This is a genomic window from Streptomyces longispororuber, from assembly GCF_024448165.1.
In the GTDB taxonomy this organism is placed as follows: domain Bacteria; phylum Actinomycetota; class Actinomycetes; order Streptomycetales; family Streptomycetaceae; genus Streptomyces; species Streptomyces longispororuber_A.
The window spans coordinates 15,664-37,986 of the sequence record NZ_JAMOLN010000091.1; the positions used below are offsets into that span (position 1 = coordinate 15,664).

Sequence of the window (22,323 nt, forward strand, 5' to 3'; positions counted from 1 at the left end):
CTCCGTCTCGTCCAGAGTGAACACATCACCGAGCGAGACGAGACGTCTCGTTCATGAGTTCCGAAGAGGAGTGCACATGTCCCGAGGTGGAGCAGGCGGAATGCTGGGCGTCGGCGGTACCCGCAGCAATCTCTCCCGCAAGGCGTTGCGGGGCGGCGGCCGGGGCGCGCAGGTCGGCGGTGGTGTCGATCCGGTGGCACAGAAGCGCGAGTTGTTGCGGAAGTTGCAGGAGAAGCGCGGCTCGGCCGACGTCTCGTGACCGGGTGGCACGGTGAACCACCCGTTCGGTTCACAGCCTTGAGGGCTCCTCCGACCGCACCATGGGCGACAACAGCCCCTGCGGTCGTGAGGAGCCCTCATTGCGTAAGCCGCGTTCTGTGGAACGGCGCGCCACACCCCGGCGCTATCTGATGTGCCCACCGGCGCACTTCAAGGTCACGTACTCGATCAATCCCTGGATGGACCCGACGAAACCCGTCGACGTCCCCCTCGCCGTCGCGCAGTGGGAAGACCTGCGCGACCGGTACCGCGCCCTCGGCCACGGTGTGGACGTGCTCGATCCGCGGCCCGGTCTGCCCGACATGGTGTTCGCCGCGAACGGGGCGACCGTGGTCGACGGGCGGGTCCTCGGGGCCCGGTTCGCCCATCGCGAGCGGGAGCCGGAGGCGGTCGCGCACCTGGACTGGTTCCGGGCGCACGGGTACGCCGACGTCTGCGAGCCGGTGCACGTGAACGAGGGCGAGGGAGACTTCGCCGTCACCGCGTCGTACGTGCTCGCGGGGCGTGGGTTCCGCGCGTCTCCGCTGTCGCACGGGGAGGCGCAGGAGTTCTTCGGGCGGCCGGTGATCGGGCTCGACCTGGTCGACCCGCGCTTCTACCACCTGGACACGGCGCTGGCCGTCCTCGACGACGCGGCGGACGAGGTCATGTACTACCCCGGGGCGTTCTCCGCGGGGAGCCGGGAGGTGCTGCGGCGGATGTTTCCCGGGGCGCTCGTGGTGGGCGAGGCCGATGCGATGGCCTTCGGCCTGAACGCGGTGTCGGACGGACGGAACGTACTTCTGCCGCAGGCCGCGGTGGGGTTGTTCGAGCCGTTGCGGGAGCGGGGGTTCGTGCCCGTCGGGATGGATCTGGGCGAGTTGCTGAAGGGGGGCGGAAGCGTGAAGTGCTGCACGCTTGAGCTCCGCTGAACGGGGGGCCTCTCGTCGTGGGGGGACTGGTTCGTCGGTGAGTGCGGGTGCGTGGGGGCTGGTCGCGCAGTTCCCCGCGCCCCTGAGCGTCTGCCATGTAGCGGCCGGTTCTTCGACCGCGGGTCTCGTCGTGGTTGCTCGCGCAGTTCCCCGCGCCCCTGGAGGCCTGCGGCCTCCTGGAGGCGCACGGAGTGCGCCTTTGAGGGGCGCGGGGAACTGCGCGAGAAGCCCCACCGGGCCGCAGCCCGCGACGAAGGAACCGCGCGGCAGACGCAGTCGGTCTTTGAGGGGCGCGGGGAACTGCGCGGTCAGCCCCCGCCGGGGCCGCGGACGGCGGTGAACGCGCAAGTCCGCACACGGGTACCCGTCAGGCCGGCGGATTCCACGGGTCGCCCCAGTTCGCGTCGCGGGCCTCCCGGTAGCGAGCGCCGTGCTTCTTGGTCACCGTCACCCGCGCCAGGCCCCCCTCCGCCTCGCAGAGGTCGAGCAGGACCTGGCCCTTGCGGATCTGCGGGCGGCGGACGATGCGGGCCGCGGCGGGGTCGGGGCGGAAGCGGGACGCGGCCACGTACGCGAACTTCTCGTCCTCGTAGGCCAGCGACCCGCCCTTGACCTGCCGGTGCAGGGAGGACCGGGCCACCCGGGCCGAGAAGTGGCACCAGTCCGTGCCGGGGACGATCGGGCAGGCCGCGCCGTGCGGGCAGGGGGCGGCGATGTGGAAGCCGGCGCCGATCAGGCGGTCCCGGGCCTCGATGATCCGGGCGTAGCCGTCGGGGGTGCCGGGTTCGATGACGACCACGGCACCCGTCGCCGCCTCGGCCGCCGCGTCCACCACGGCCGCACGGTCGGCCTCGGTCAGCTCCTTCAGCACGTACGAGATGGTGACCAGGTCGGCCGCCGGCGGCGTGCCGGTGCCGATGCGGGCCCGCTCCCAGCTCACCGACGTCGCCAACTCGGCGTCCCGCGACGCCAGTTCACGGCCCAGCGCCAGCGCTGGCTCCGACCAGTCGAGGACCGTCGTGGGCCGCTCCCCCGGCCACACGTCGTGCGCCGCCCAGACCGCCGCCCCGGTGCCGCCGCCGATGTCGAGGTGACCGGCGGGGGTCCAGTCGGCCGCCCCGGCGAGCTCCGCCAGCGCTGCGCGGACCGCCTCGAACGTGGCCGGCATCCGGTACGCCGCGTACGCCGCGACGTCGGCCCGGTCGCGCAGGATCGGGGCGTCGGTGGGGGTGGTGCCCCGGTAGTTCGCGATGAGCCGGTCCACGGCGCGGGCCGCCTGGGTGGGCGGCAGGCCGTCGAGGAGGCCGGCGAGGGCCGAGCGGAGCGTGTCGGCGGGTGACTGGGTGGGGGCGTTCACCCGGAGATTTTAAAGCGAGCCGAGGGGGACGACCGCACGGGCGAGGCGGGTGGCGGCGGAGGCGCGCGGGGTGCTGTCCGCCGGGCGGCGGCGCGGGTGGACGGTGTTCGCGAGGAGCACCAGGAACGTGTCCGTGGTCGGGTCGAGGACCAGGGACGTGCCGGTGAACCCGGTGTGGCCGGCCGCGCCGTGGCCCGCCAGCTCGCCCATGAACGAGGGCTGGTCGATCCGGAAGCCGAGCCCCGGTGCCGTCAGCATCAGGTCGACGAAGTCGGGGCCGAGGATGCGGGCGGTGCCGTACGAGCCGCCGTTGAGGAGGGTGCGGCAGAGCACGGCGAGGTCGTGGGCGGTGGCGAACAGGCCCGCGTGCCCGGCGACGCCGCCGAGCGCCCAGGCGTTCTCGTCGTGCACCTCGCCGCGCAGCATGCCCCGGTCGGCCTTGGCCCAGGGGCGGCGCTGGTCCTCGGTGGCGGCGGCGCCGGTCCGTGGCCCGTACGAGGTGGCGGTCATGCCGAGGGGGCGGGTGATGCCCTCGCGGATCAGGGCGTCGAGCGGCCGGCCGGTGAGGCGCTCCAGGACGTGCTGGAGCAGCAGCATGTTCAGGTCGGAGTAGAGGTAGGTGCCGGGCGCGGACGAGGGGGCCTCGGCGCGCAGCAGCGCGAGCCGGGCGGGCAGGTCGGGGGCGTCGAACAGCGGGAGTTCGGGGCGCAGGCCCGAGGTGTGGGTGAGCAGCTGGCGGACGGTGATGCCGTGCCGGGCCGCGGCCGTGAACTCGGGGACGTACGCGCCGACCTTCGCGTCGATGCCGAGCGTGCCGCGCTCGATCTGCTGGACGGCGGCGATCGACGTGAAGAGCTTCGTGAGGGACGCAAGGTCGAAGGGGGTGTCGAGGGTCATCGGGACCCGGGCGGCGGGCGGCAGTTCGACGCCGCGGTCGGCCGCCGCGTCGTACCCCGCGTAGCGCACCGCCCAGCCGCAGACGGCCTCGGCGGCGATCACCGGGCCGCGCCCGGCGAGCATGACGGCCCCCGAGCACCAGGGCCTGAACCCTTCGGAGAGCAGCCGCACGTCCCGTACGAGACCGGCCAGCAGGTCGGCGTCGAGGCCGGCCCGCTCCGGTGTGCCGTGGCGCAGTCGTGGCGAGCTCAGCGGTCCGCCACCTCCTCCGTCTCCCCTGCCGCCGGCGCGGTCGCCGTGCGCTGCCAAGGGCGGCACAGTGCCATGAAGGCGACCGCCGCCGCCAGGCCGCAGGCGAGCTGGACGACGGCCATCGGGACGGCGGTGTGCTCGCCCGCGACGCCGACCAGCGGCGACGCCACGGCGCCGATCAGGAACGAGGACGTGCCGAGCAGGGCGGACGCGGAGCCCGCGGCGTGCGGGGTGCGCATGAGCGCGAGCGCGTTCGTGTTCGGGGTGGCCAGGGCCATCGACGCCATGAGGACGAACAGGCCGGTGGCGATGGGGACCAGGCCCAGGTCCTCCGGTGCGCCGAAGGTGCCGGTGGCGACCAGGAGCAGGAACGTGGCGGCGAGGACGATCAGGGCGATGCCGGTGGCGAGCACCTTGTCGAGGTTGACGCGGCCGACGAGGACCTTGCCGTTGAGCTGGCCGGTCGCGATCAGGCCGACCGAGTTGAGCCCGAACAGGAGGCTGAAGGTCTGCGGCGAGGCCCCGTAGATCTCCTGGATGACGAACGGGGACGCCGATATGTACGCGAACAGCGCGGCGAACGCGAAGCCGCCCGCGATCATGTATCCGGCGAAGACCCGGTCGGCGAGCAGGGAGCGCATGGTGCGCAGCGCCTCGACGGTGCCGCCGCCGTGCCGCCGCTCCGGTTCGAGGGTCTCCGGCAGGCACTTCCACACCAGTGCGGTGAGTCCGACGCCGATGACGGTGAGGACGACGAAGACGCCGCGCCAGTCGGTGATCCGCAGCACCTGGCCGCCGATCAGGGGCGCGACGATCGGGGCGACGCCGGAGATCAGCATCAGGGTGGAGAAGAAGCGGGCCATCGCGACGCCGTCGTAGAGGTCGCGGACGACGGCCCGGGCGATCACGATGCCGGCTGCTCCCGCGAGTCCCTGGAGCAGCCGGAAGGCGATGAGGAGGGCGGCGTTCGGTGCGAAGGCGCAGATGGCGGTGGCGACGACGTACACGAGCAGGCCGGCCATGAGCGGTCTGCGCCGGCCCCACTTGTCGCTCATCGGGCCGACCACGAGCTGGCCGAGCGCCATGCCGGTGAGGCAGGCGGTGAGGGTCAGCTGGGCGGTGGCCGCCGAGGTGTGCAGGACGTCGGTGACCTCCGGCAGGGCCGGGAGGTACATGTCCATCGACAGCGCCGGCACGGCGGTGAGACCGCCGAGCACGAGGGTGACGAGGAAGCCGGTGCGAACGGTCGCCCGCGGCACGGGGGTTGGTCCGCCGCCCCGGCCCCGGACCGCCTTGGTCTGCTCGGCAGTGCTCCCGCTCTCCGCCATTCCGATGTCCCTCGTTCCCTTTCGTCTCTCCCGCGCGTACGTGCGATTACCTATGCTCTCAGCTCGGCGGTGTGGTCGAGACCAGATGATGAGCACCGGTGAGCACCAGACGGACAGGGGTGGCAGGCATGGCCGAAGGGCGCGTGCGATGGGGCATTCTCGCGACGGGCGGGATCGCCGCGTCGTTCACGGCGGATCTCCTCGATCTGCCGGACGCGGAGGTGGTGGCCGTGGCCTCCCGGTCGGACGCCTCGGCGAAGGCGTTCGCCGAGCGGTTCGGGATCGAGCGGGCGTACGGCGACTGGGCGTCGCTCGCCGCCGACGAGGACATCGACGTCGTGTACGTGGCCACGCCGCACTCGGCGCACCGGGAGGCCGCCGGGCTCTGCCTGGAGGCGGGGCGGGCGGTGCTCTGTGAGAAGGCGTTCACGCTGAACGTGCGGGAGGCCGAGGAACTGGTGACGCTGGCGCGTTCGCGTGGCCTGTTCCTGATGGAGGCCATGTGGATGTACTGCAATCCGCTGATCCGGCGGCTCAAGGCGCTGGTCGACGACGGTGCGATCGGTGAGGTCCGCACGGTGCAGGCCGACTTCGGGCTGGCCGGCCCGTTCCCGCCCTCGCACCGGCTGCGGGACCCCGCGCAGGGCGGTGGCGCGACGCTCGACCTCGGTGTGTACCCGGTGTCGTTCGCGCATCTGCTGCTCGGCGAGCCGGAGACGGTCACCGCGTCCGCGGAGCTCTCCGAGGAGGGCGTCGACCTGCAGACCGGGATGCTGCTGTCGTGGGCGGGCGGGGCGCGGGGGCTGCTGCACTGTGCGATCAACGCCGGTACGGGCGTCACGGCGTCCGTCACCGGGTCCGCCGGGCGGATCGACGTGCCGGACGGGTTCTTCTATCCGGAGCGGTTCGTGCTGCACCGGGACGGGCGGGAGCCGGAGGAGTTCGTGGCGGCGCCGGAGGACGGGCCGCGGAGTTCCATGCGCCACGAGGCGGTCGAGGTCATGCGGAGGCTGCGGGCGGGCGACACCGAGTCGCCGCTCGTGCCGTTGGACGGGTCGCTGGGCGTGATGCGTACGTTGGACCGGGTGCGGGCGGCTGTCGGGGTGCGGTACCCCGGGGAGCGCTGAGGATTCCCGTCTGCCGGGTCGGTGGTTCGCTGCCGGGTGCGGGTTGAGTGTGGCTGGTCGCGCAGTTCCCCGTGCCCCTGGGGCATGCGGCTTCGCCGCTGCCCCAGGGGCGCCCTCGCATCTCACGGGGCAACCCTCGCCGGGATCAGGCCGGGCGGAGACCCTGGTCGCCGACGGCGGTGACGAAGGACGCCGCCGTGGTGAGGGCGGCGCCGGGGACCGTGACCGCGGAGACCGTCTTGAAGTCGGCGCGGGCCTCGCGCTCGCCGAGGTTCACGGTCACGTAGCCGCGCTGGCCGTTGTAGTGCTTCATGTGCGGGTTGCGGGCCAGGTAGCCGGCCCAGTTGGACGGCTTCGCGGAGCCGTCCTTGCCGCTGGTGATCGACGTGGTGACGATCTCCGTGCCGACCGTGCGCGAGCCCGGGTCGTCGACGTCCCGCTTGATGTCCATGGCGTAGGAGACGTGGACGTCACCGGTGAGCACCATGAGGTTCTCCACGCGGGCCGCGTCCGCGCCCTTGAGCAGGCGCTCGCGGGAGGCCGGGTAGCCGTCCCAGGAGTCCATGGAGAGCGTGGTGTCGCCCGCCGCGGGGTTGTTGCGGCGGGCGAAGGTGACCTGCTGCGGGACCACGTTCCACAGGGCGTGCGAGCGCCGCCAGCCGTCGGTCAGCCAGCGCTCCTGGGTGAAGCCGGGCAGCGTCTGGGACGCGGCCTCGGACTCGGGCGTGGGCGACTTCCAGCCGTCGCCGTTGGCCTGGTTGGTGCGGTACTGGCGGGTGTCGAGGATGTCGAACTGGGCCAGGCGGCCCCAGCCGAGCCGGCGGTAGAGCTGGGCGTCGGGGCCGTGCGGGAGCTGGGGGCGGCGCAGCGGCTGGTTCTCCCAGTACGCGCGGTACGCGGAGGCGCGGCGCAGCAGGAACTCGGCCGGCGGGTCGTCGTTCTCGGAGGTGTCGTCGGCGTAGTTGTTCTCGGTCTCGTGGTCGTCCCAGGTGACGACGAAGGGGTGCGCGGCGTGCGCGGCCCGCAGGTCCGGGTCGGACTTGTAGAGGGCGTAGCGCAGCCGGTAGTCGTCGAGGGTCACGGTCTCGCGGTTGAACACGTCGGGCAGGACGCGGTCCGTGTACTTGCGGGCGCCGCCGACGGAGGTGACGGCGTACTCGTAGAGGTAGTCGCCGAGGTGGAAGACGACGTCGACGTCGTCCTGGGCGAGGTGCTTGTACGCGGTGAAGTAGCCGTCGTGGTACGCCTGGCAGGAGACCGCGGCGAGCGTCAGGTCCGGGACGTGGCGGCCGGCGGCGGGCGCGGTGCGGGTGCGGCCCGTCTCGCTGACCCAGCTGCCGGTGCGGAAGCGGTAGTAGTAGACGCGGCCGGGCGCGAGGTGGTCGACCTCGACGTGCACGGAGTGGTTGAACTCCGGGTGCGCGGTGGTCGTGCCGCGTCTGACGACGCGCTTGAACCGCTCGTCGAGCGCGAGCTCCCAGCGGACCTCGACGCGCTCGGCGGGCAGGCCGCTGCCGGTCTCGTACGGGGTCGGGGCGAGCCGCGTCCACAGCAGCACGGACTCGGGCAGCGGGTCGCCGGAGGCGACGCCGAGGGTGAACGGATCGTTCGTGATCTTGCGGGCGTCGAGCTCGGCGGCGGCCGCGGTGCCGGCGGTCGGCAGATTGGTCGCGAAGGCGAGCGCGGCGGCGGCGCCGGTGACGGTGAGGAAGCGACGGCGGCCCAAGTGCTGGGCGGCGACGCGGAGTTCGGGTGCGTGCTGCGGTACGTTCGACATGGAGCCCCTCCCCTGACTGCTGATGTCTGTAGTTGCCAGGGGAATTCGAGTGGGCCGGGACGACGGCCGACTGTCACGTACACAACAGCCACATGGCGGATCGGTGATCTCCGGGTGGCCGAGGCCCCCGTACCCTGCGGCCTCATGGACGCATCGCGAACCGAAGAGACGAGAACGGCCGTGGTCACGGGCGCGGGCTCCGGCATCGGCCGGGCCGTCGCGCTGGAACTGCTGCGCGCCGGCTGGCGGGTGGCGCTCGCGGGGCGGCGCCCGGCGACGCTGGAGGAGACGGCGGCCCTCGCCCCGGGCACGGACGCGTTCGCCGCCCGCGCGGACGTGTCGAACCCGGACGACGTGGCGGCCCTCTTCGGCGCCGTGCGGGACCGGTTCGGGCGGCTGGACCTGCTGTTCAACAACGCGGGTACGTTCGGTCCCGGCGGGGTGCCGGTGGAGGACCTGGAGTACGACGCGTGGCGGCACGTCGTCGACACCAACCTCAACGGGGCGTTCCTGTGCGCGCAGGCCGCGTTCCGGCAGATGAAGGAGCAGGAGCCGCAGGGCGGCCGGATCATCAACAACGGCTCCATCTCGGCGCACACGCCGCGGCCGCGGTCGATCGCGTACACGGCGACGAAGCACGCCCTGACGGGGCTGACCAAGTCCCTCTCCCTGGACGGGCGTCCCTACCGGATCGCCTGCGGGCAGATCGACATCGGCAACGCGGCGACCGACATGACCGAGCGCATGCAGTCCGGGATCCTCCAGGCGAACGGGGAGCTGGCGGCGGAGCCGGTGATGGACGTGGCGGACGTGGCGCGGACGGTGCGGCACATGGCGGAACTCCCGCTCGACGCGAACGTCCAGTTCGCGACGGTCCTCGCCACGAACATGCCGTACGTCGGCCGCGGTTGACCGTTTCGCCGGATGTGCCGGTTCGGGTGCGGGTGCGTGGGGGCCGGTCGCGCAGTTCCCCGCGCCCCCTGAAAGCCGACTGCGTCTGCCGCGCGGATCTTTCGTCGCGGGCTGCGGGCCGGTGGGGGTTCTCGCGCAGTTCCCCGCGCTCCTGAAGGCATGCGCCGGCGTGCAGCCTTCCCCGGCGTGGGGAACTGCGCGATCAGCTCCCGCCGGGCCCGCGGACGGAGAGAATGGCCGGCATGACCAACGTGCTGCGCTACACCGCTTTCGCCGCCCACCACACCGGCGGCAACCCGGCAGGGATCGTGCTCGACGCCTCCGCGCTGAGCGACGACGACATGCTCAAGATCGCCGCCGACCTGGGGTACAGCGAATCCGCGTTCGTGACCCCGCCCCCCGCCGGAGGCGACCGCGCGTACACCGTGCGCTACTTCAGCCCCAAGGCCGAGGTCCCGTTCTGCGGGCACGCCACCGTCGCCACGGCCGTGGCCCTCGCGGAGCGCGACGGCACCGGGGACTACCTGTTCCACACCCCGGCCGGCGAGGTCCCGGTCACCGTCGAGGACGCCGACGGCACGCTCCGGGCCACCCTCACCAGCGTCGCACCGCACGTCGAGGAGGTGGCGGACGCCGATCTCGCGGAGGCGCTGGAGGCGCTGCGCTGGCCGGCGGCCGACCTCGACCCCGCCCTGCCGCCCCGCATCGGCTACGCGGGCGCCCGCCACCTCGTGCTGGCGGCGGCCACCCGTGAGCGCCTCGCCGACCTGTCGTACGACTTCGACCGGCTGCTCGCGCTCATGCGCCGGCTCGACCTCACCACGGTCCAACTGGTGTGGCGGGAGGCCGACTTCACCTTCCACGTCCGGGACCCGTTCCCGGTCGGCGGCGTGGTCGAGGATCCGGCGACGGGTGCGGCGGCCGCCGCGTTCGGGGCGTATCTGCGGGAGCTCGGCCTGGTGCCGGCCGAGGCCGTGATCACCCTGCACCAGGGCGCCGACATGGGCCGCCCCGGCACGCTGACGGTGACGCTGCGGGAGGGCGACGCCCGGGTGCGGGTGAGCGGGACGGCCGTGCCGATCCCGTAGGCCGGACAGCTTCTAGGCGCGGCCCAGGATGACCTCCACCTGCGCCAGCTCGGCCGGGGTCAGCGGGCCGTGGGCGAGCGCTCCCGCGTTCTCCTCGGCCTGCGCCACCGTGCGGAAGCCGGGGATCGGCACGGTCCGCGGGCTGCGGGCCCACAGCCAGGCGAGCGCGCCCTGCGCCGGGGTGCGGCCGCCGCTGGTGAGCACGGAGCGCAGCGAGTCGACGCGGGCCAGCCAGTCCGGTTCGGCGCCGCCGCCCGCGGCGAAGCCGGGCAGCCAGGCGGGCGGGGCGCTGCGGATGTCACCGGCGGCGGGGGCCCGCCCGGCGCCGTAGCCGCCGCCGAGGAGGCCCATGGCGAGCGGGCTGCGGTTGATGCTGGCGAGCCCCGACTCCTCGCAGAGGGCGAGGAGTTCGGGGGCGTCCTGGAGGACGTTGCAGCGGTGCTGGACGGCGGCGCAGTGCGGGCCGGCGGCGAACACCCGGGCCCGGTCGGGGTCGTCGGTGCTCCACGCGTAGGCGCGCACCAGCCCCTCGCGGACGAACTCCTCGCAGGTGTCGCGGAGCCGGGCGGCGCGCTCCGGGTCGGCCTCGGAGATGTGCAGCTGGTAGAGGTCGACGTGGTCGGTGCCGAGCCGGGCGAGGGAGGCCGTCAGGGCGCGGCGGGCGTGCTCGGGCGAGTCGTCGCTGCCGGTGAGGGTCCTGGTCGCCTCGTCGAAGACGTTGCCCCACTTGGTGGCGATGACGACGTCGTCGCGGCGGCGGCCCAGCGCGCGGCCGAGGATCCGCTCGCTGTGTCCGGTGCCGTAGGCGTCGGCCGTGTCGAAGAAGGTGACGCCGAGGTCGAGGGCGCGCCGCACGGCGCGCACCGACTCGTCGTCGTCGACCCGGCCCCAGCCGAGCGGCTGCCCGTCCGGGTCCTGCCACTCGCCGCCGATGGCCCAGCAGCCGAAGCCGACGGCGCTGACCTCGATGCCGCTCCTGCCGAGCGTCCTGGTGAACGTTCCTGTCGCTGTGTCCATGCCGCAGGACGCTAGGAGTTGGAGCGCACGCGAGGTCAACAGGCGGCGGTGAGCGGGGTGTTCAGGCCTGGCCGGTCTCGAACCGGACGACCTTGCCGCCCTCCACGTCGAACGTCCACCGGGTGCGCATCTCGCCCCAGGCGTCGTTGCGGTAGCGGGCGACGAGGCCGCGGCCCGCCGCGGTCTCCTTCTCGACCTCCATGTGGCCGTTCGAGTCGAAGATCTCGCGGGCCGTCCAGTCGTCGAGATCCCGTTCGCTGCCGTCGTCCGCCATGGTCGCGCCGGGCGCGAGGACGGCGTGGAAGGCTTCCTGGTCGTGGGCGTTCAGCGCCGTGACGAAGGCGCGGACCGCCGGATCGCTGAGCTTCGCGGTCTGGATGGGCATGCTGCCCACACTTGCACCGGGCCCGGGCACCCGCCACCCGAACGGGCCCGTGCGCCGCGTGCGGGCCGGGCATCTGCCGGACGGTGGAGACATGACCTGCACACGTTTTCGTACGGCACGTACGTCCTGCTGGAACCGCCGTGACCTGGGGCTGCTCGCGTTGCGGCTGGGCACCGGCGCGGTCCTCGCGGCCCACGGGTCGCAGAAGCTGCTCGGCTGGTTCGGGGGCGGCGGTGTCTCCGGGACGACGGCCGCCATGGACGCCATGGGGTACCGCCCGCCCAGGGCGAGCGCGCTCGCGGCCGGGCTCGGCGAGGCGGGCGGCGGCGCGCTGCTCGCGCTCGGGCTCGCGACGCCGGTGGGCGGGGCGGCCGCGGCCGGGACGATGGCGGGCGCGGCCGCCGTGCACGCGCCGAACGGGTTCTTCGCCATGAACGGCGGCTACGAGTACCCGGCGTTCCTCGGCTTCGTCGCCGCGGGCCTCGCGGTGACCGGCGCCGGCCGCTACTCCCTCGACCACGCGCTGGGGCACGCCCTCGACCGGCACTGGATGGTGCCGGCGGCGCTGGTCGGGGCGGGCGCCGCGGCGCTCGCCGTGGTCGCCTCGCGGGATACCTCGCGGGAAACCTCTCGGGAAAAGGGGGTGAACGAGGAGGGGGACGACGCATAGGCTCGCCGAACGTGACGAGCGACGACGATCTCTGGACCACCATCGACCGGCTCCGCGCCTGGCTCGACGGGAGCACCGAGCGGCCCGGCCGGGAGGCCCTCCTCCTGCGGATGCTGAAGCTGTCGGAGGAGGTGGGCGAGGTCGCCGAGGCCGTCATCGGTGCGGTCGGCCAGAATCCGCGCAAGGGCGTCAGCCACACCTGGCAGGACGTCGAGTCGGAGCTGTGCGACGTGGTCGTCACGGCCCTGGTGGCCCTCGGCACCCTCACCCCCGACGCCCGCGGCGCGCTCACCGCGCACGTGGCCAGGGTCGCGGAGCGTTCCCTCACGCCGCCCGCCGCTGCGGAGGGCGGGGTCGTCACGGCGGTCAGCAGCAACGGCACGTACTCCTTCACCAAGCCGAACCGGGACGGCATCACGCTGCTCGCGGGGCTCGGGGTCGAGGGCGACGTGCACGCGGGGGTCACCGTGAAGCACCGCTCGCGGATGGCGCAGGACCCGACGCAGCCGAACCTGCGCCAGGTCCACCTGATGCACGAGGAGTTGTTCGCGGAGCTCGCGGCGGACGGGCACGAGGTCCGGCCGGGCGAGCTCGGCGAGAACGTCACGACGCGCGGCATCGATCTGCTGGCCCTGCCCACCGGCACCCTCCTGCACCTCGGCGGGGGCGGCGCCGTCGTCGAGGTGACCGGGCTGCGCAATCCGTGCCTGCAGATCGACCACTTCCAGGACGGGCTCCTCAAGCGGGTCGTGGGCCGGGACCCGGAGACGGGCGCCGTCGTCCGCAAGGCGGGGGTCATGAGCGTCGTGCGGGCGGGCGGGACGGTCAGGGCCGGTGACGCGATCCGGGTGGAGCTGCCCGCCGAGCCGCACCGGCCGCTGGAGAAGGTCTGAGTGTCCGAGCGGGAGAAGCCCGTGGTCGTCCCGCACGATCCGGCGTGGGCGGCGGGCGGCCGACGACTCTGTGACCGACTGCGGTCGGCTCTCGGGCCGTTGGCGCTGCGCGTCGATCACATCGGCTCCACGTCCGTGCCGGGGATGGCCGCCAAGGACATCTACGACGTGCAGATCAGCGTCGCCGATCTGGACGCCGCGGCCGCCGCGTTCGACGCGCCGCTGGCCGCGCTCGGCTTCGTGCGCAAGCCGTTCCTGCGCGACCACGTCCCGGCCGGGCGGGAGGACCGCGAGGATCCCGCCGACTGGGCCAAGCGGTACTGGTCGCGCCGGACGGGGGACGCGCACCCGGTCAATCTCCATGTGCGCGGGGCGGGTTCGCCGAACGAGCGGCTCGCCCTGCTGTTCCGCGACTGGCTGAGCGCCACCCCGGAGGCCGTCGCCGCGTACGCCCGCTTCAAGTACGTCCTCGCCGGCGCCGTCGACGACACGGGCACGTACGCGGACGTGAAGGACCCGGTGGTCGATCTGATCGCGGTCGTCGCCGAGCGGTGGGCGGCGGAGACGGGCTGGCGCCCGCACTGACAACGACCGTCAGGTGAACGACTACCATCGCCGCCATGACAGACAGGCGCCGAACCACCGAACATCCCCGCTTGGGCGTGGCCATCGTCACCATGGGCAACCGGCCCAAGGACGTGGACGCGCTGCTGGATTCGGTGGCCATGCAGGACGTGGCGCCGACCCGGGTCGTCCTGATCGGCAACGGCACGGTGCTGCCGGCCTACACGGGCTACCCGTTCGAGGTCACGACGGTCGAGCTCGACGACAACCTCGGCTGCCCCGGCGGCCGCAACGTGGCGCTCGCCCGGCTGCGGGAGTTCGGCGACGTGGACGTGGCGGTCGAGCTGGACGACGACGGACTGCTCGTCGACGCCGACGTCTTCGCCACGATCCAGGACCTGTACGCGGCCGATCCCCGGCTCGGCATCGTCGGGTTCCGGATCGCCGACGAGCACGGGGAGACACAGCGCCGCCACGTGCCGCGGCTGCGCGCGAAGGACCCGATGCGGCGCGGCCTGGTCACCGCGTTCCTCGGCGGCGGGCACGCCTTCTCGATGGAGATGCTCGCCGAGACCGGCGACTGGCCCGCCGACTTCTTCTTCACGCACGAGGAGACGGACCTGGCCTGGCGTGCGCTGGATGCCGGGTGGAAGGTGCTGTACGAGCCGTCGCTGCTGCTCCAGCACCCGAAGACGTCGCCGGCCCGGCACGCGGTCTACCACCGGATGACCGCCCGCAACCGGGTGTGGCTGGCCCGCCGCCGGCTGCCGGTCCCGCTCGTCCCGCTGTACCTGACGACGTGGACGCTGCTGACCCTGCTGCGCACGCGGTCGCTGGGCGGGCTGCGCGCGTGGGCGGGCGGTTTCGTGGAGGGGGTGCGTGCCCCGGCGGGCGAGCGGCGTCCGATGCGGTGGCGGACGGTGTGGCGGATGACGCGGCTCGGCCGCCCGCCGCTGATCTGACGCGACGGACGGCCGGGCGCGGTCGTCAGGACTGGGTGCGGCGCCTGCGCGTGGCGAACACCGTGCCGGCGCCCGCGGCGACGACCAGGGCGGCGGCCGCGGCGAGCGGGCCCGCCGGGACGTCGGAGCCGGTGCTGGCGAGCGCGCCGGTGCCGCCGGTCGTGGAGCCGGTGCCGGTCGAGCCGTTGGCGGTGGTGCCGCCCGAGGTGCCGCCCGTGGAGCCGGAGCCGCCGGTGCCGGAGGGCAGTTCGGCGTTCTCGTCCAGGGAGACGGCGACCGTGACCGGGTCGAGCGCGGCACCGGCCTGGTAGAACCCGCCGAACGCCTTGGCGCCGTCGGCGGTGAGGGTGGCGGCGGCGCCGTCGAGCTCCACGATGTCGTTCTTCGCGGTGAGGGCGCCGGAGCCGAGCGTGAGGGTGGCGACGGTCAGGTCGTCGTAGGTGGAGACCTTGCCGGTCTTCTGGTCCTTGCTGGACACGTCGGCGAGGAGCTTGCCGCCGGTGCCCTTCGCCGTCACGTGCAGATCGCTGAACTGCAGGTCGAGCGTGTACGTGCCGTCCGTCTCGTGGCCGAGGAAGCGGACCTTGCCGGCGAACTTCGCGTCGAGGGACTTGGCGTCGGCGTCGTAGCTGCCGCTCGCGTCGCCGAACCGGTAGACCGCCTCGTTCTTCGCGGCGCCGCCGCTCAGTTCGACCTTGCCGTGCGCGATGGGTCCCGTGATGTACGTACGGAAGGACTCCTTGACACCCCAGTCCAGGGTGCCGTCGGCGATGTCGCCGGAGGCCGCCTCGGAACCGGTGGAGCCGGTCGCGGAGGGTGCGGTGGTCGCGGGGGCGGAGGTGCTGGGCCTGCCCGACGGGGTGGCGCTCGCGGTGGGCGACGGGGAGGACGGGGCCGACGTCGAGGGCGACGGGGACGGGGAGGACGCGGCGGCGGTGACGGTCAGCGTCGCCGGGTCGAGGGCCGTGCCCTCCTTGTACATGCCGTTGAACGCCTGGGCGCCGGCGGCGGTGAGCGTGGCCGGGATGTCCTTGAAGGTCATGGCGCCGCCCGCGCCCTGGCCCGGCTTGACCGCGGACAGGTCGAGCGTGGCGAACTCGATGTCGTTCTGCGTGGTGCCGTTGAGGGTGACGTCGGCGTCGATGTGCCCGCTCGTGCCGGAGGTCACGACCTGTACGTCGCTGATCCTGATGTCGAAGCCGTGCGCGGTGGACGCGAACCGGACGGCGCCCTTGAAGGCGGTGTCCGTGCCGTGGGTGGCGGTGTCGTAGCTGCCGGTGCCGTCGGTGAACGTGAAGGGCCCGTTGTCGGCGGCCTGCTTCGCCCCGTCGGTCGCCTCGATCGTCCCGGCGGCGATGCCGGTGACGTACTTGCGGAAGGACTCCTTGACGCCCCAGTCGAGGGTGCCGTCCTTCAGCTCGATGGCGGTCGCCTTGTCGGCGGCGAACGCGGGCAGGCTCAGCGCGCCGGTGCCGAGGGCGACGGCGGTGGCGGCGGCGAGGGCTATGGGGTGTCTGGTCGTCAGGGCCATGGGTGGTTCTCCTTGATGGGTGGGAGGGGGTTACGGGCGGCGCCGCTTGCGGAGCAGCAGGGCGCCGGCTCCCGCGAGGACGAGCACCGCGGCGGCGGCGATCGCGGCGACCGCGCCGCCCGGCAGACCCGAACTCGGCTCCGCCGCGGCGGACTTGGTGCCCGGGGTGGTGGTCTTCGGGGTGTCCGACGGGTCCGGGGAGGGGCTCGCCGAACTGCCGAGGTCGGGCAGGGCGGGCAGCGTCGCGTCCGCGTCGAGGGCGACGGCGAGCGAGACCGGGTCCATGGCGGTGCCCGCCCGGTACATCCCGCCGAACGCCTTCGCTCCGGCGGCGGTGAGTTTCGTGGGTGCCTCGTCGACGCGTACGAGTCCGTCCCGCACGGCGAGGGACTTCGCGGCGAAGGTCACGAGGGCGGTGTCCTTCGTGGTCCGTCCGTCGCTGGTCACGTCGGCGCGCAGGGTGCCCTTGCCGCCGGTGACGGCGACGGACACGTCGGCCAGCTCCAGGTCGAGCCCGTGCTCGCCGGTGAACCGCACGGAGCCGGTGAACTCGGCGTCCAGGGACTGCTTCTCGCGGTCGTACGAGCCCGCGCCGTCGGGGAAGCGGAACAGCGCGCCGCCGTCCCGCGCGCCGTCGGCGAGCTTCCAGCCGCCCTGGGCGATGTCGCCGGTGACGTACTCGCGGAAGGTGCGTCGCACGCCCCAGTCGACGGCGCCGTCCCGGACCGTGCCGGAGGTGTCCTTCGTCTTCTTCTTCGTGGCGGACGCCGAGGGTGTCGGCTTCTCGGCGGTCTTCTTGGGCGCGACGTCCGCGGACAGGCTCACCGGGTCGAGGGCGGTGCCCGCGGTGTAGTAGCCGGCGAAGGACCGGGCGCCCTGTGAAGTGAGCGTGGCGGGCAGGTTGTTGAGAGTCACGGCGTCGCCGTCGCCCGTCATGTCGATGCCGCCGAGGGCGAGGGTGGCGAAGGGCACCTGGTGGGACGACGTGACCGCCCCGGTGCCCTTCGCCCGGCTCACGACATCGACGTACAGGGTGCCGCTGCCGCCCGCGACGCGGACGGACGGGTTGCTGAGCGTCATGTCGAGTTCGTACGTCCCGTCGTCCTTCTTGTGTCCGACGAAGTGCACGCCGCCGGAGAAGGAGGACGAGAAGGCGCCGGTCGCCCCGTCGTACGAGCCGCGTGCCGAGTGGAAGCGGAACTGGCTCGCGCCGACGGTGGCCGCGCCGCCCGTCAGGGAGTAACTCCCTTGTGCGATGGGCCCGGTGATGTAGCTCTGGAACGAGGACTTGACGCCCCAGTCGAGCCGGCCGCCCTGCACGGTGCGGGCCGCGGCGTGCGCGCCCGTGGCCGGGAGCAGGGTGCCGAGCAGTGCGGTGAACAGGGCGACGGTGAGGACGCGTATCCGGGCGCGTCGGGGCATGGCGGTTCCTCCGGGTCTCCAACACCAGTCGTCACCACACGGACCCTGGCGACTTAGGTAAGGCTAACCTAAACTATGCTCGCTTCCGTCAACAGCCCCTCTCACCACGACAGGACGGTGTCCGCGTGCCGACGCACGACGCCCCCGCGCACCCCCGGCGCCGCTCCCGGCGCACGGGCGTGCTGATCTCCGTACTCGTACTGGCCTGCGCGCTGGTCGCCACCGCCTGCTCGGGGAGCGGCACCACCGGGGCCACCGCGACGTCCGGGACCGGGGCGGCCACGACGGCGAACCGGCTCGAACCGCTCGCCACGACCCCCCGGCCCGCACTGCCCGTCACGGTCGACTCGGCCGACGGACACGAGGTCACCGTGCGCAAGGCGGACCGCATCCTGCCGCTCTCCGGCAGCCTCAGCGAGATCGTCTTCACGCTCGGCCTCGGCGAGCACGTCGTCGCCCGCGACATCACCGCCACGTTCGACCAGGCGAAGAAGCTGCCGGTGGTCACCCGCAACCACGACGTGTCCGCCGAGAGCGCCCTGGCCCTGAAGCCGGACCTGATCCTGGCCGAGACGACGACCGGTCCGGTCGAGGCGATGCGGCAGATCCGCGACGCGGGCGTCCCGGTCGTCGTGATCGACCCGGCGAAGGGACTCGACGACGTCGGCACCCGCATCCGGGCCGTCGCCGACACCCTCGGAGTCCCGGCCGCGGGGCGGGAGTTGACCCAGCGGTCCGAGGACCGGATCGCGCAGGTCCGCAAGGACGTGCCCCACCAGGACCGCAAGCCCCGGGTCGCCTTCCTCTACCTGCGCGGCTCGGCCTCCGTGTACCTCATCGGCGGCGCCGGGTCCGGCGCTCAGTCACTGCTGGAAGCGGCCGGGGCGGTCGACGCGGGCGCGGCGTCCGGACTGAAGAAGGACTTCACGGCGATCACCAGCGAGGCGCTGGCGAAGGCCGCGCCGGACGCCGTCCTCGTGATGACCAAGGGACTCGACTCGGTCGGCGGCGTCGACGGACTCGTCAAGATCCCGGGCGTGGCCGAGACCCCGGCGGGCGTCGACCGCAGGGTCGTCTCCGTCGAGGACGGGGTCCTGCTCAACTACGGGCCGCGGACCGACCAGGTACTGCGCTCCCTCGTCGACCAGCTCTACGGAACGGACGGTGCGTGAGGTGACGGCGACCGTGCCGAAGGCGACGGCCCCCGAGGCGCCGCCCGCACCCGCGGGACGCCGGCGCCGGGGCCGTGCCTGGCTGCTGACGGTGGTCCTGGCCGTGGCCCTGATCGCCCTCGCGCTGCTCTCGGCGGGGATCGGCGCCTACGACATCCCGCCGGGCGACGTGCTCTCCTCGGTGCAGCACCGGATCGGCCTGGGCAGTACGGCGCTCGACCGGGTCGGCGAGTCGGTGCTGTGGAACGTCCGCCTCCCCCGCGTCGTCCTCGCCCTCCTCGTCGGCGCCTCGCTGGGCTGCGCGGGCGCCCTGATGCAGGGCGTGTTCGGCAATCCGCTCGCCGAACCCGGCGTCATCGGCATCTCGTCGGGCGCGGCGGTCGGCGCGGTGGCCTGCATCGCGCTCGGCCTGAACTTCCTCGGCACGTGGACGATCACGGTCTGCGCGTTCGTGTCGGGCCTCGCCACCGTCCTGGTCGTCTACGTGATGGCACGCTCGGGCGGCCGCACCGAAGTGGTCACCCTGATCCTCACGGGCATCGCCGTGAACGCGTTCGCGGGCGCCCTGATCGGCCTGTTCCTCTCCTACGCGGACTCCGCCGCGGTCAACCAGATCACGTTCTGGCAGCTGGGCTCGCTGGCCCAGGCGACCTGGCCGAAGGTGCTCGCGGTGCTGCCGTGCGCGGCGGCCGGCCTGCTGGTCGCCCCGCTGTACTCGCGCCGGCTCGACCTGCTCGCGCTCGGCGAACGCCCGGCCCGCCACCTCGGTGTCGACGTGGAGAAGCTCCGGATCACCCTCATCCTCGTCATCGCCCTCCTCACGGCGGCGGCCGTCGCGGTCTCCGGGGTGATCGGCTTCGTGGGCCTGGTGATCCCGCACCTGCTGCGGATGCTCGCGGGTCCCGGGCACCGCTTCCTGGTGCCGGGCAGCGCGCTCGGCGGCGCGGTCGTCCTCGTCGGCGCCGACCTCGCGGCCCGTACGGTCGCGTCGCCCGCCGAACTCCCCATCGGCGTCCTGACGGCGCTGACCGGCAGCCCGTTCTTCTTCTGGCTGCTGCGCCGCACCCGTCGCAAGCAGGGAGGCTGGGCATGACGGCCCGCTGGACCACACTCCTGCGGGCGCCGCGCTCCCGCACGCTGCCCACCCCGTACGCGCCCGGCGACACGGTCGCCGAGGCCCGCGGCCTGCACCTGGAGCTCAGCGGCCGCGCCGTCCTGTCCGGTGTCGACCTGACGGTCCGCGCGGGCGAGGTGCTCGCCCTGGTGGGCCCCAACGGGGCAGGGAAATCAACCCTGTTGGCGGCTCTCTCGGCGGACCTGGCGCCGTCGGCCGGGGAGATCCGCATCGCCGGCCGCGCCGCGTCGGCCTGGCCGGCCGCCGAACTGGCCCTGCGCCGTGCCCTGTTGCCCCAGTCGGCGACGCTGTCCTTCCCGTTCGCGGTGGGCGACGTCGTCCGGATGGGCCGGGCGCCGTGGGCGGGCACGGCGCACGAGGAGCGGGACGACGAGGCGGTCGCGGCGGCGCTGGCGGCGACGGACACGACAGCGTTCACGGACCGCCCGTTCTCCGCGCTGTCCGGCGGCGAGCGCGCCCGGGTGGCCCTGGCGCGGGTCCTCGCCCAGTCGGCGCCGCTGCTGCTCCTGGACGAACCGACCGCCGCGCTCGACCTGCGCCACCAGGAACTGGTCCTGCGCATCTGCCGGGAGCGCGCCGCCGCCGGTGACGCGGTGGTCGTCGTCCTGCACGACCTGGGTCTGGCCGCAGCTCACGCGGACCGCGCCGCGGTGCTGCACGGCGGCCGCGTCCGGGCGGTCGGACCACCGCCCGAGGTCTTCGACGCGGCGCTGCTCACGGACGTCTACCAGCATCCGGTCGAGGTGCTTCCGCATCCGCGCACCGGGGCCCCACTGGTGGTGCCGGTGCGCCCTTAGGTGCTTCCCTGGCCGCATGGTTGTCGTCGTCACGAGCGTCATCGCGGTCCTGGGCACCCTGCTGGGCGCGGGCCTGAGTCATCTGCTGCAGTCGCGCACGGCGGCCCGGGCCGAGGAGTTCACGCTGCGCGAGCGGCTCCGGCAGGAACGGATCGACGCGTACTGCGCGTTCGGCGGCGCGCTGGCCAACTACCGGCGCGGCCAGCTGGACCGCTGGTTCGCCCGGCAGGCCGACCGCGCCAACGACCCGGCCGACCCGCACGAACTGCGGCGCGAGGCACAGCGGTTGCGGGCCGCGGCGATGGAGGCGCTGTTCCGCGTCGAGCTGCTCACGGACGCCCCGTCGCTGATCGCGCTGGGCCGGGAGGCGCTCGACGCGGTGGACGGCATTCCCCGCGCCGCCGACCGCACCGAACTGGCCGGGGCCCGCCACGCGTCCCGCACCCTGATGCACGACTTTGTCGCGGCGTCCCGGCGGCACGTACCGGGGCTCGGCCCGGCGCGGTCCGGTGCGGGGGCGAGGTGAGCCGAGGTGAGCGGCAGACGAGTCGGGCTGTACGCCGGGTTCTGTTCCCCGGGACCTCGCGGTCGTCGGGGCGACGGCCATCCATCTAGGGCCGGCGTTGCCACCGGCCTCGTGCGGTCTACCCGCGGACTCGGGCGGGCAGCCCTCGATCGTCCGCGCAGGACCGTCTCCGAAGAGGCGGTCCCTCTTGACCTTGCTCCAGGTGGGGTTTACCTAGCCGCCTGAGTCACCTCAGGCGCTGGTGGTCTCTTACACCACCGTTTCACCCTTACCGAGGGCCTTGCGGTCCCCGGCGGTCTGTTTTCTGTGGCACTGTCCCGCGGGTCACCCCGGGTGGCCGTTAGCCACCACCTTGCCCTGTGGAGCCCGGACGTTCCTCGGGAGGTTCCGGAGAACCCCACGCGGCCGCCCGCCCGGCTCGTCTGCCGTCCGGCCATCCTACCTGCCGGTTCAGAGGAACTCGGCCGTCTCCAGATCGAAGGCGAACGGCTCGGGCAGCGCGACGGCCTTGCCGAAGGGGCGGGTGCAGTGCTCCCGGTAGTCGTCGCCCTCGGGGTCGCTGAAGAGCGTCACCGAGGAGGCGTCCCGGTCGATGAGCAGATAGAGCGGGATACCGCCGTGGGCGTAGCAGCGGCGCTTGGCCTCCCGGTCGGCCTGGGGTTTGCTGGAGGTCACCTCGACCACCAGGGCGACGCCCTCACAGGGCATCCAGGGGTCGGCGCCCCGGAACAGGCGGCGTTCCCTGGGGACGAAAGTGCCGTCCGGGATCGCGTGGTTCTCGGGGCAGGCACTCCCACGCGTCAGTTTCAGACCCTTGTTCCCGGAGAACTGCATGTCGGTCAGGGAACGCCTGATCACCTGCTTCACGACCAGGCTGATGAGGTCCTCGTGGTCCCCGTCCGGCGGGGGCGTCACGACGATCTCTCCCTCGATCAGCTCCGCCCGGAGTCCCTCCGGAGTGTCCAGCGCGAGGAAACCCTCCAGCAGGACGTCCGCCTGCGTGGGCGACTCGTGCGGCATGGCGGTCATGTCACGCTCCTCCTTCGGCCGCTCGCCACGCTGGGGCATCGGGAGATCTCCTGTCGTCGAGATCGGGGACCGTTCCCCCGATCGTGGCACCGGGTCGGGCTCACCGTCCGTTCCTAGCGCCGCAGCGCCTCCGCCCCCGTCCGCCACGCCTTCGCCAGGTCGGCGCCGTCCGGAAACCGGCCGTGGATCTCCAGGATCACCATGCCGTGGGCGAATGCCCAGGCGGCGCGGGCCAGGTCCTCGTCGCCTCCGCAGGCCCGCATCAGCGGGGCCGCCGCCCGGTCCTCCAGGC

At 73.4% G+C, this 22,323-nt stretch carries 23 protein-coding genes, 1 other RNA gene and 1 pseudogene; 14 read left to right on the forward strand and 11 right to left on the reverse strand.

Annotated features, from left to right (window positions below; translation table 11 throughout):
• Positions 1-76: 76 nt before the first annotated feature.
• Complete coding sequence (locus tag M4J07_RS24500) at positions 77-259, forward strand: DUF6243 family protein (RefSeq protein ID WP_255975149.1); 183 nt, start codon at positions 77-79, stop codon at positions 257-259.
• A gap of 118 nt (positions 260-377) precedes the next feature.
• Positions 378-1,190 (forward strand): dimethylargininase, encoded by an 813-nt coding sequence (gene ddaH, locus M4J07_RS24505; protein WP_255975169.1) that lies wholly within the window; start codon positions 378-380, stop codon positions 1,188-1,190.
• 367 nt (positions 1,191-1,557) lie between these two features.
• Here the strand turns inward: ddaH and M4J07_RS24510 are convergent, their stop codons facing one another.
• From M4J07_RS24510 to M4J07_RS24520, 3 genes are all read right to left on the reverse strand, one after another.
• On the reverse strand, positions 1,558-2,547 hold the full coding sequence (locus M4J07_RS24510) for a small ribosomal subunit Rsm22 family protein (protein WP_255975150.1): 990 nt from the start codon (positions 2,545-2,547) through the stop codon (positions 1,558-1,560).
• Between the two features lie 9 nt (positions 2,548-2,556).
• On the reverse strand, positions 2,557-3,615 hold the full coding sequence (locus tag M4J07_RS24515) for a serine hydrolase domain-containing protein (protein ID WP_255975170.1): 1,059 nt from the start codon (positions 3,613-3,615) through the stop codon (positions 2,557-2,559).
• 77 nt (positions 3,616-3,692) lie between these two features.
• Positions 3,693-5,024 (reverse strand): multidrug effflux MFS transporter, encoded by a 1,332-nt coding sequence (locus M4J07_RS24520; protein ID WP_255975151.1) that lies wholly within the window; start codon positions 5,022-5,024, stop codon positions 3,693-3,695.
• A 128-nt stretch (positions 5,025-5,152) separates the two neighbouring features.
• Between M4J07_RS24520 and M4J07_RS24525 the strand changes: the two genes are divergently transcribed.
• Complete coding sequence (locus M4J07_RS24525; RefSeq protein WP_255975152.1) at positions 5,153-6,151, forward strand: Gfo/Idh/MocA family protein; 999 nt, start codon at positions 5,153-5,155, stop codon at positions 6,149-6,151.
• A 145-nt stretch (positions 6,152-6,296) separates the two neighbouring features.
• On the opposite strand, the gene M4J07_RS24530 is transcribed toward M4J07_RS24525, so the two are convergent.
• Positions 6,297-7,928 carry an alkaline phosphatase D family protein gene (locus tag M4J07_RS24530; protein ID WP_255975153.1) on the reverse strand — a complete coding sequence of 544 codons (1,632 nt, stop codon included), beginning with the start codon at positions 7,926-7,928 and terminating at the stop codon, positions 6,297-6,299.
• A 144-nt stretch (positions 7,929-8,072) separates the two neighbouring features.
• On the opposite strand from M4J07_RS24530, the gene M4J07_RS24535 reads away from it, so the two are divergent.
• Both M4J07_RS24535 and M4J07_RS24540 read left to right on the forward strand, forming a co-directional pair.
• Positions 8,073-8,840 carry an SDR family oxidoreductase gene (locus M4J07_RS24535; RefSeq protein WP_255975154.1) on the forward strand — a complete coding sequence of 256 codons (768 nt, stop codon included), beginning with the start codon at positions 8,073-8,075 and terminating at the stop codon, positions 8,838-8,840.
• A gap of 242 nt (positions 8,841-9,082) precedes the next feature.
• Positions 9,083-9,928 carry a PhzF family phenazine biosynthesis protein gene (locus M4J07_RS24540; RefSeq protein WP_255975155.1) on the forward strand — a complete coding sequence of 282 codons (846 nt, stop codon included), beginning with the start codon at positions 9,083-9,085 and terminating at the stop codon, positions 9,926-9,928.
• A gap of 12 nt (positions 9,929-9,940) precedes the next feature.
• Here the strand turns inward: M4J07_RS24540 and M4J07_RS24545 are convergent, their stop codons facing one another.
• Together M4J07_RS24545 and M4J07_RS24550 are read right to left on the reverse strand one after the other, a co-directional pair.
• Complete coding sequence (locus M4J07_RS24545; RefSeq protein ID WP_255975156.1) at positions 9,941-10,945, reverse strand: aldo/keto reductase; 1,005 nt, start codon at positions 10,943-10,945, stop codon at positions 9,941-9,943.
• 61 nt (positions 10,946-11,006) lie between these two features.
• Positions 11,007-11,330 carry a nuclear transport factor 2 family protein gene (locus M4J07_RS24550; protein ID WP_255975157.1) on the reverse strand — a complete coding sequence of 108 codons (324 nt, stop codon included), beginning with the start codon at positions 11,328-11,330 and terminating at the stop codon, positions 11,007-11,009.
• A 91-nt stretch (positions 11,331-11,421) separates the two neighbouring features.
• Here M4J07_RS24550 and M4J07_RS24555 point away from each other — a divergent pair, with 91 nt between their 5' ends.
• From M4J07_RS24555 to M4J07_RS24575, 5 genes and pseudogenes are all read left to right on the forward strand, one after another.
• Positions 11,422-12,000 (forward strand): DoxX family protein, encoded by a 579-nt coding sequence (locus M4J07_RS24555; protein WP_255975158.1) that lies wholly within the window; start codon positions 11,422-11,424, stop codon positions 11,998-12,000.
• Positions 11,997-12,326 (forward strand): annotated as a pseudogene (locus M4J07_RS24560) (MazG-like family protein); the annotation flags it as partial. The gene M4J07_RS24555 and the pseudogene M4J07_RS24560, both read left to right, overlap by 4 nt.
• On the forward strand, positions 12,300-12,893 hold the full coding sequence (locus M4J07_RS24565) for an MOSC domain-containing protein (protein ID WP_255975171.1): 594 nt from the start codon (positions 12,300-12,302) through the stop codon (positions 12,891-12,893). The pseudogene M4J07_RS24560 and the gene M4J07_RS24565, both read left to right, overlap by 27 nt.
• Positions 12,894-13,478: a GrpB family protein gene (locus tag M4J07_RS24570; RefSeq protein ID WP_255975159.1), complete on the forward strand. Its 585-nt coding sequence runs from the start codon at positions 12,894-12,896 to the stop codon at positions 13,476-13,478.
• Between the two features lie 35 nt (positions 13,479-13,513).
• Entirely contained in the window at positions 13,514-14,419 is a 906-nt protein-coding gene (locus M4J07_RS24575) for a glycosyltransferase family 2 protein (protein WP_255975160.1), read from the forward strand.
• 25 nt (positions 14,420-14,444) lie between these two features.
• Here the strand turns inward: M4J07_RS24575 and M4J07_RS24580 are convergent, their stop codons facing one another.
• Both M4J07_RS24580 and M4J07_RS24585 read right to left on the reverse strand, forming a co-directional pair.
• Complete coding sequence (locus M4J07_RS24580; protein WP_255975161.1) at positions 14,445-15,950, reverse strand: HtaA domain-containing protein; 1,506 nt, start codon at positions 15,948-15,950, stop codon at positions 14,445-14,447.
• Positions 15,951-15,980: 30 nt separating this feature from the next.
• Positions 15,981-17,372: an HtaA domain-containing protein gene (locus M4J07_RS24585; protein ID WP_255975162.1), complete on the reverse strand. Its 1,392-nt coding sequence runs from the start codon at positions 17,370-17,372 to the stop codon at positions 15,981-15,983.
• A 125-nt stretch (positions 17,373-17,497) separates the two neighbouring features.
• On the opposite strand from M4J07_RS24585, the gene M4J07_RS24590 reads away from it, so the two are divergent.
• Genes M4J07_RS24590 through M4J07_RS24605 form a run of 4 tightly spaced genes read left to right on the forward strand, consistent with a single transcriptional unit; the run spans position 17,498 to position 21,002 of the window.
• On the forward strand, positions 17,498-18,544 hold the full coding sequence (locus M4J07_RS24590; protein WP_255975163.1) for a heme/hemin ABC transporter substrate-binding protein: 1,047 nt from the start codon (positions 17,498-17,500) through the stop codon (positions 18,542-18,544).
• Between the two features lies 1 nt (position 18,545).
• Positions 18,546-19,637 (forward strand): FecCD family ABC transporter permease, encoded by a 1,092-nt coding sequence (locus tag M4J07_RS24595; RefSeq protein WP_374215077.1) that lies wholly within the window; start codon positions 18,546-18,548, stop codon positions 19,635-19,637.
• Positions 19,634-20,476 (forward strand): heme ABC transporter ATP-binding protein, encoded by an 843-nt coding sequence (locus tag M4J07_RS24600; RefSeq protein ID WP_255975164.1) that lies wholly within the window; start codon positions 19,634-19,636, stop codon positions 20,474-20,476. The genes M4J07_RS24595 and M4J07_RS24600 overlap by 4 nt, the downstream gene beginning before the upstream one ends.
• 16 nt (positions 20,477-20,492) lie before the next feature.
• Positions 20,493-21,002 (forward strand): hypothetical protein, encoded by a 510-nt coding sequence (locus M4J07_RS24605; protein ID WP_255975165.1) that lies wholly within the window; start codon positions 20,493-20,495, stop codon positions 21,000-21,002.
• A 14-nt stretch (positions 21,003-21,016) separates the two neighbouring features.
• Here M4J07_RS24605 and rnpB read toward each other — a convergent pair.
• The 3 genes from rnpB to M4J07_RS24620 all read right to left on the reverse strand — a co-directional run.
• An RNA gene (gene rnpB / locus M4J07_RS24610) (RNase P RNA component class A) lies at positions 21,017-21,423 on the reverse strand.
• Positions 21,424-21,452: 29 nt separating this feature from the next.
• Positions 21,453-22,022, reverse strand: coding sequence for a Uma2 family endonuclease (locus M4J07_RS24615; RefSeq protein ID WP_255975173.1), 570 nt, complete (start codon positions 22,020-22,022; stop codon positions 21,453-21,455).
• Positions 22,023-22,144: 122 nt separating this feature from the next.
• Positions 22,145-22,323: WHG domain-containing protein (locus tag M4J07_RS24620; RefSeq protein ID WP_255975174.1), on the reverse strand; the 179-nt coding region annotated here is incomplete at its 5' end.

Coding starts and splice junctions, on each gene's coding strand:
- M4J07_RS24520 (WP_255975151.1), bottom strand. CDS start 5,024: ATGGCGGAGAGCGGGAGCACTGCCGAGCAGACCAAGGCGGTCCGGGGC.
- M4J07_RS24550 (WP_255975157.1), bottom strand. CDS start 11,330: ATGCCCATCCAGACCGCGAAGCTCAGCGATCCGGCGGTCCGCGCCTTC.
- M4J07_RS24530 (WP_255975153.1), bottom strand. CDS start 7,928: ATGTCGAACGTACCGCAGCACGCACCCGAACTCCGCGTCGCCGCCCAG.
- M4J07_RS24600 (WP_255975164.1), top strand. CDS start 19,634: ATGACGGCCCGCTGGACCACACTCCTGCGGGCGCCGCGCTCCCGCACG.
- M4J07_RS24580 (WP_255975161.1), bottom strand. CDS start 15,950: ATGGCCCTGACGACCAGACACCCCATAGCCCTCGCCGCCGCCACCGCC.
- M4J07_RS24545 (WP_255975156.1), bottom strand. CDS start 10,945: ATGGACACAGCGACAGGAACGTTCACCAGGACGCTCGGCAGGAGCGGC.
- M4J07_RS24555 (WP_255975158.1), top strand. CDS start 11,422: ATGACCTGCACACGTTTTCGTACGGCACGTACGTCCTGCTGGAACCGC.
- M4J07_RS24535 (WP_255975154.1), top strand. CDS start 8,073: ATGGACGCATCGCGAACCGAAGAGACGAGAACGGCCGTGGTCACGGGC.
- M4J07_RS24540 (WP_255975155.1), top strand. CDS start 9,083: ATGACCAACGTGCTGCGCTACACCGCTTTCGCCGCCCACCACACCGGC.
- M4J07_RS24585 (WP_255975162.1), bottom strand. CDS start 17,372: ATGCCCCGACGCGCCCGGATACGCGTCCTCACCGTCGCCCTGTTCACC.
- M4J07_RS24575 (WP_255975160.1), top strand. CDS start 13,514: ATGACAGACAGGCGCCGAACCACCGAACATCCCCGCTTGGGCGTGGCC.
- M4J07_RS24525 (WP_255975152.1), top strand. CDS start 5,153: ATGGCCGAAGGGCGCGTGCGATGGGGCATTCTCGCGACGGGCGGGATC.
- M4J07_RS24615 (WP_255975173.1), bottom strand. CDS start 22,022: ATGCCGCACGAGTCGCCCACGCAGGCGGACGTCCTGCTGGAGGGTTTC.
- M4J07_RS24500 (WP_255975149.1), top strand. CDS start 77: ATGTCCCGAGGTGGAGCAGGCGGAATGCTGGGCGTCGGCGGTACCCGC.
- M4J07_RS24605 (WP_255975165.1), top strand. CDS start 20,493: ATGGTTGTCGTCGTCACGAGCGTCATCGCGGTCCTGGGCACCCTGCTG.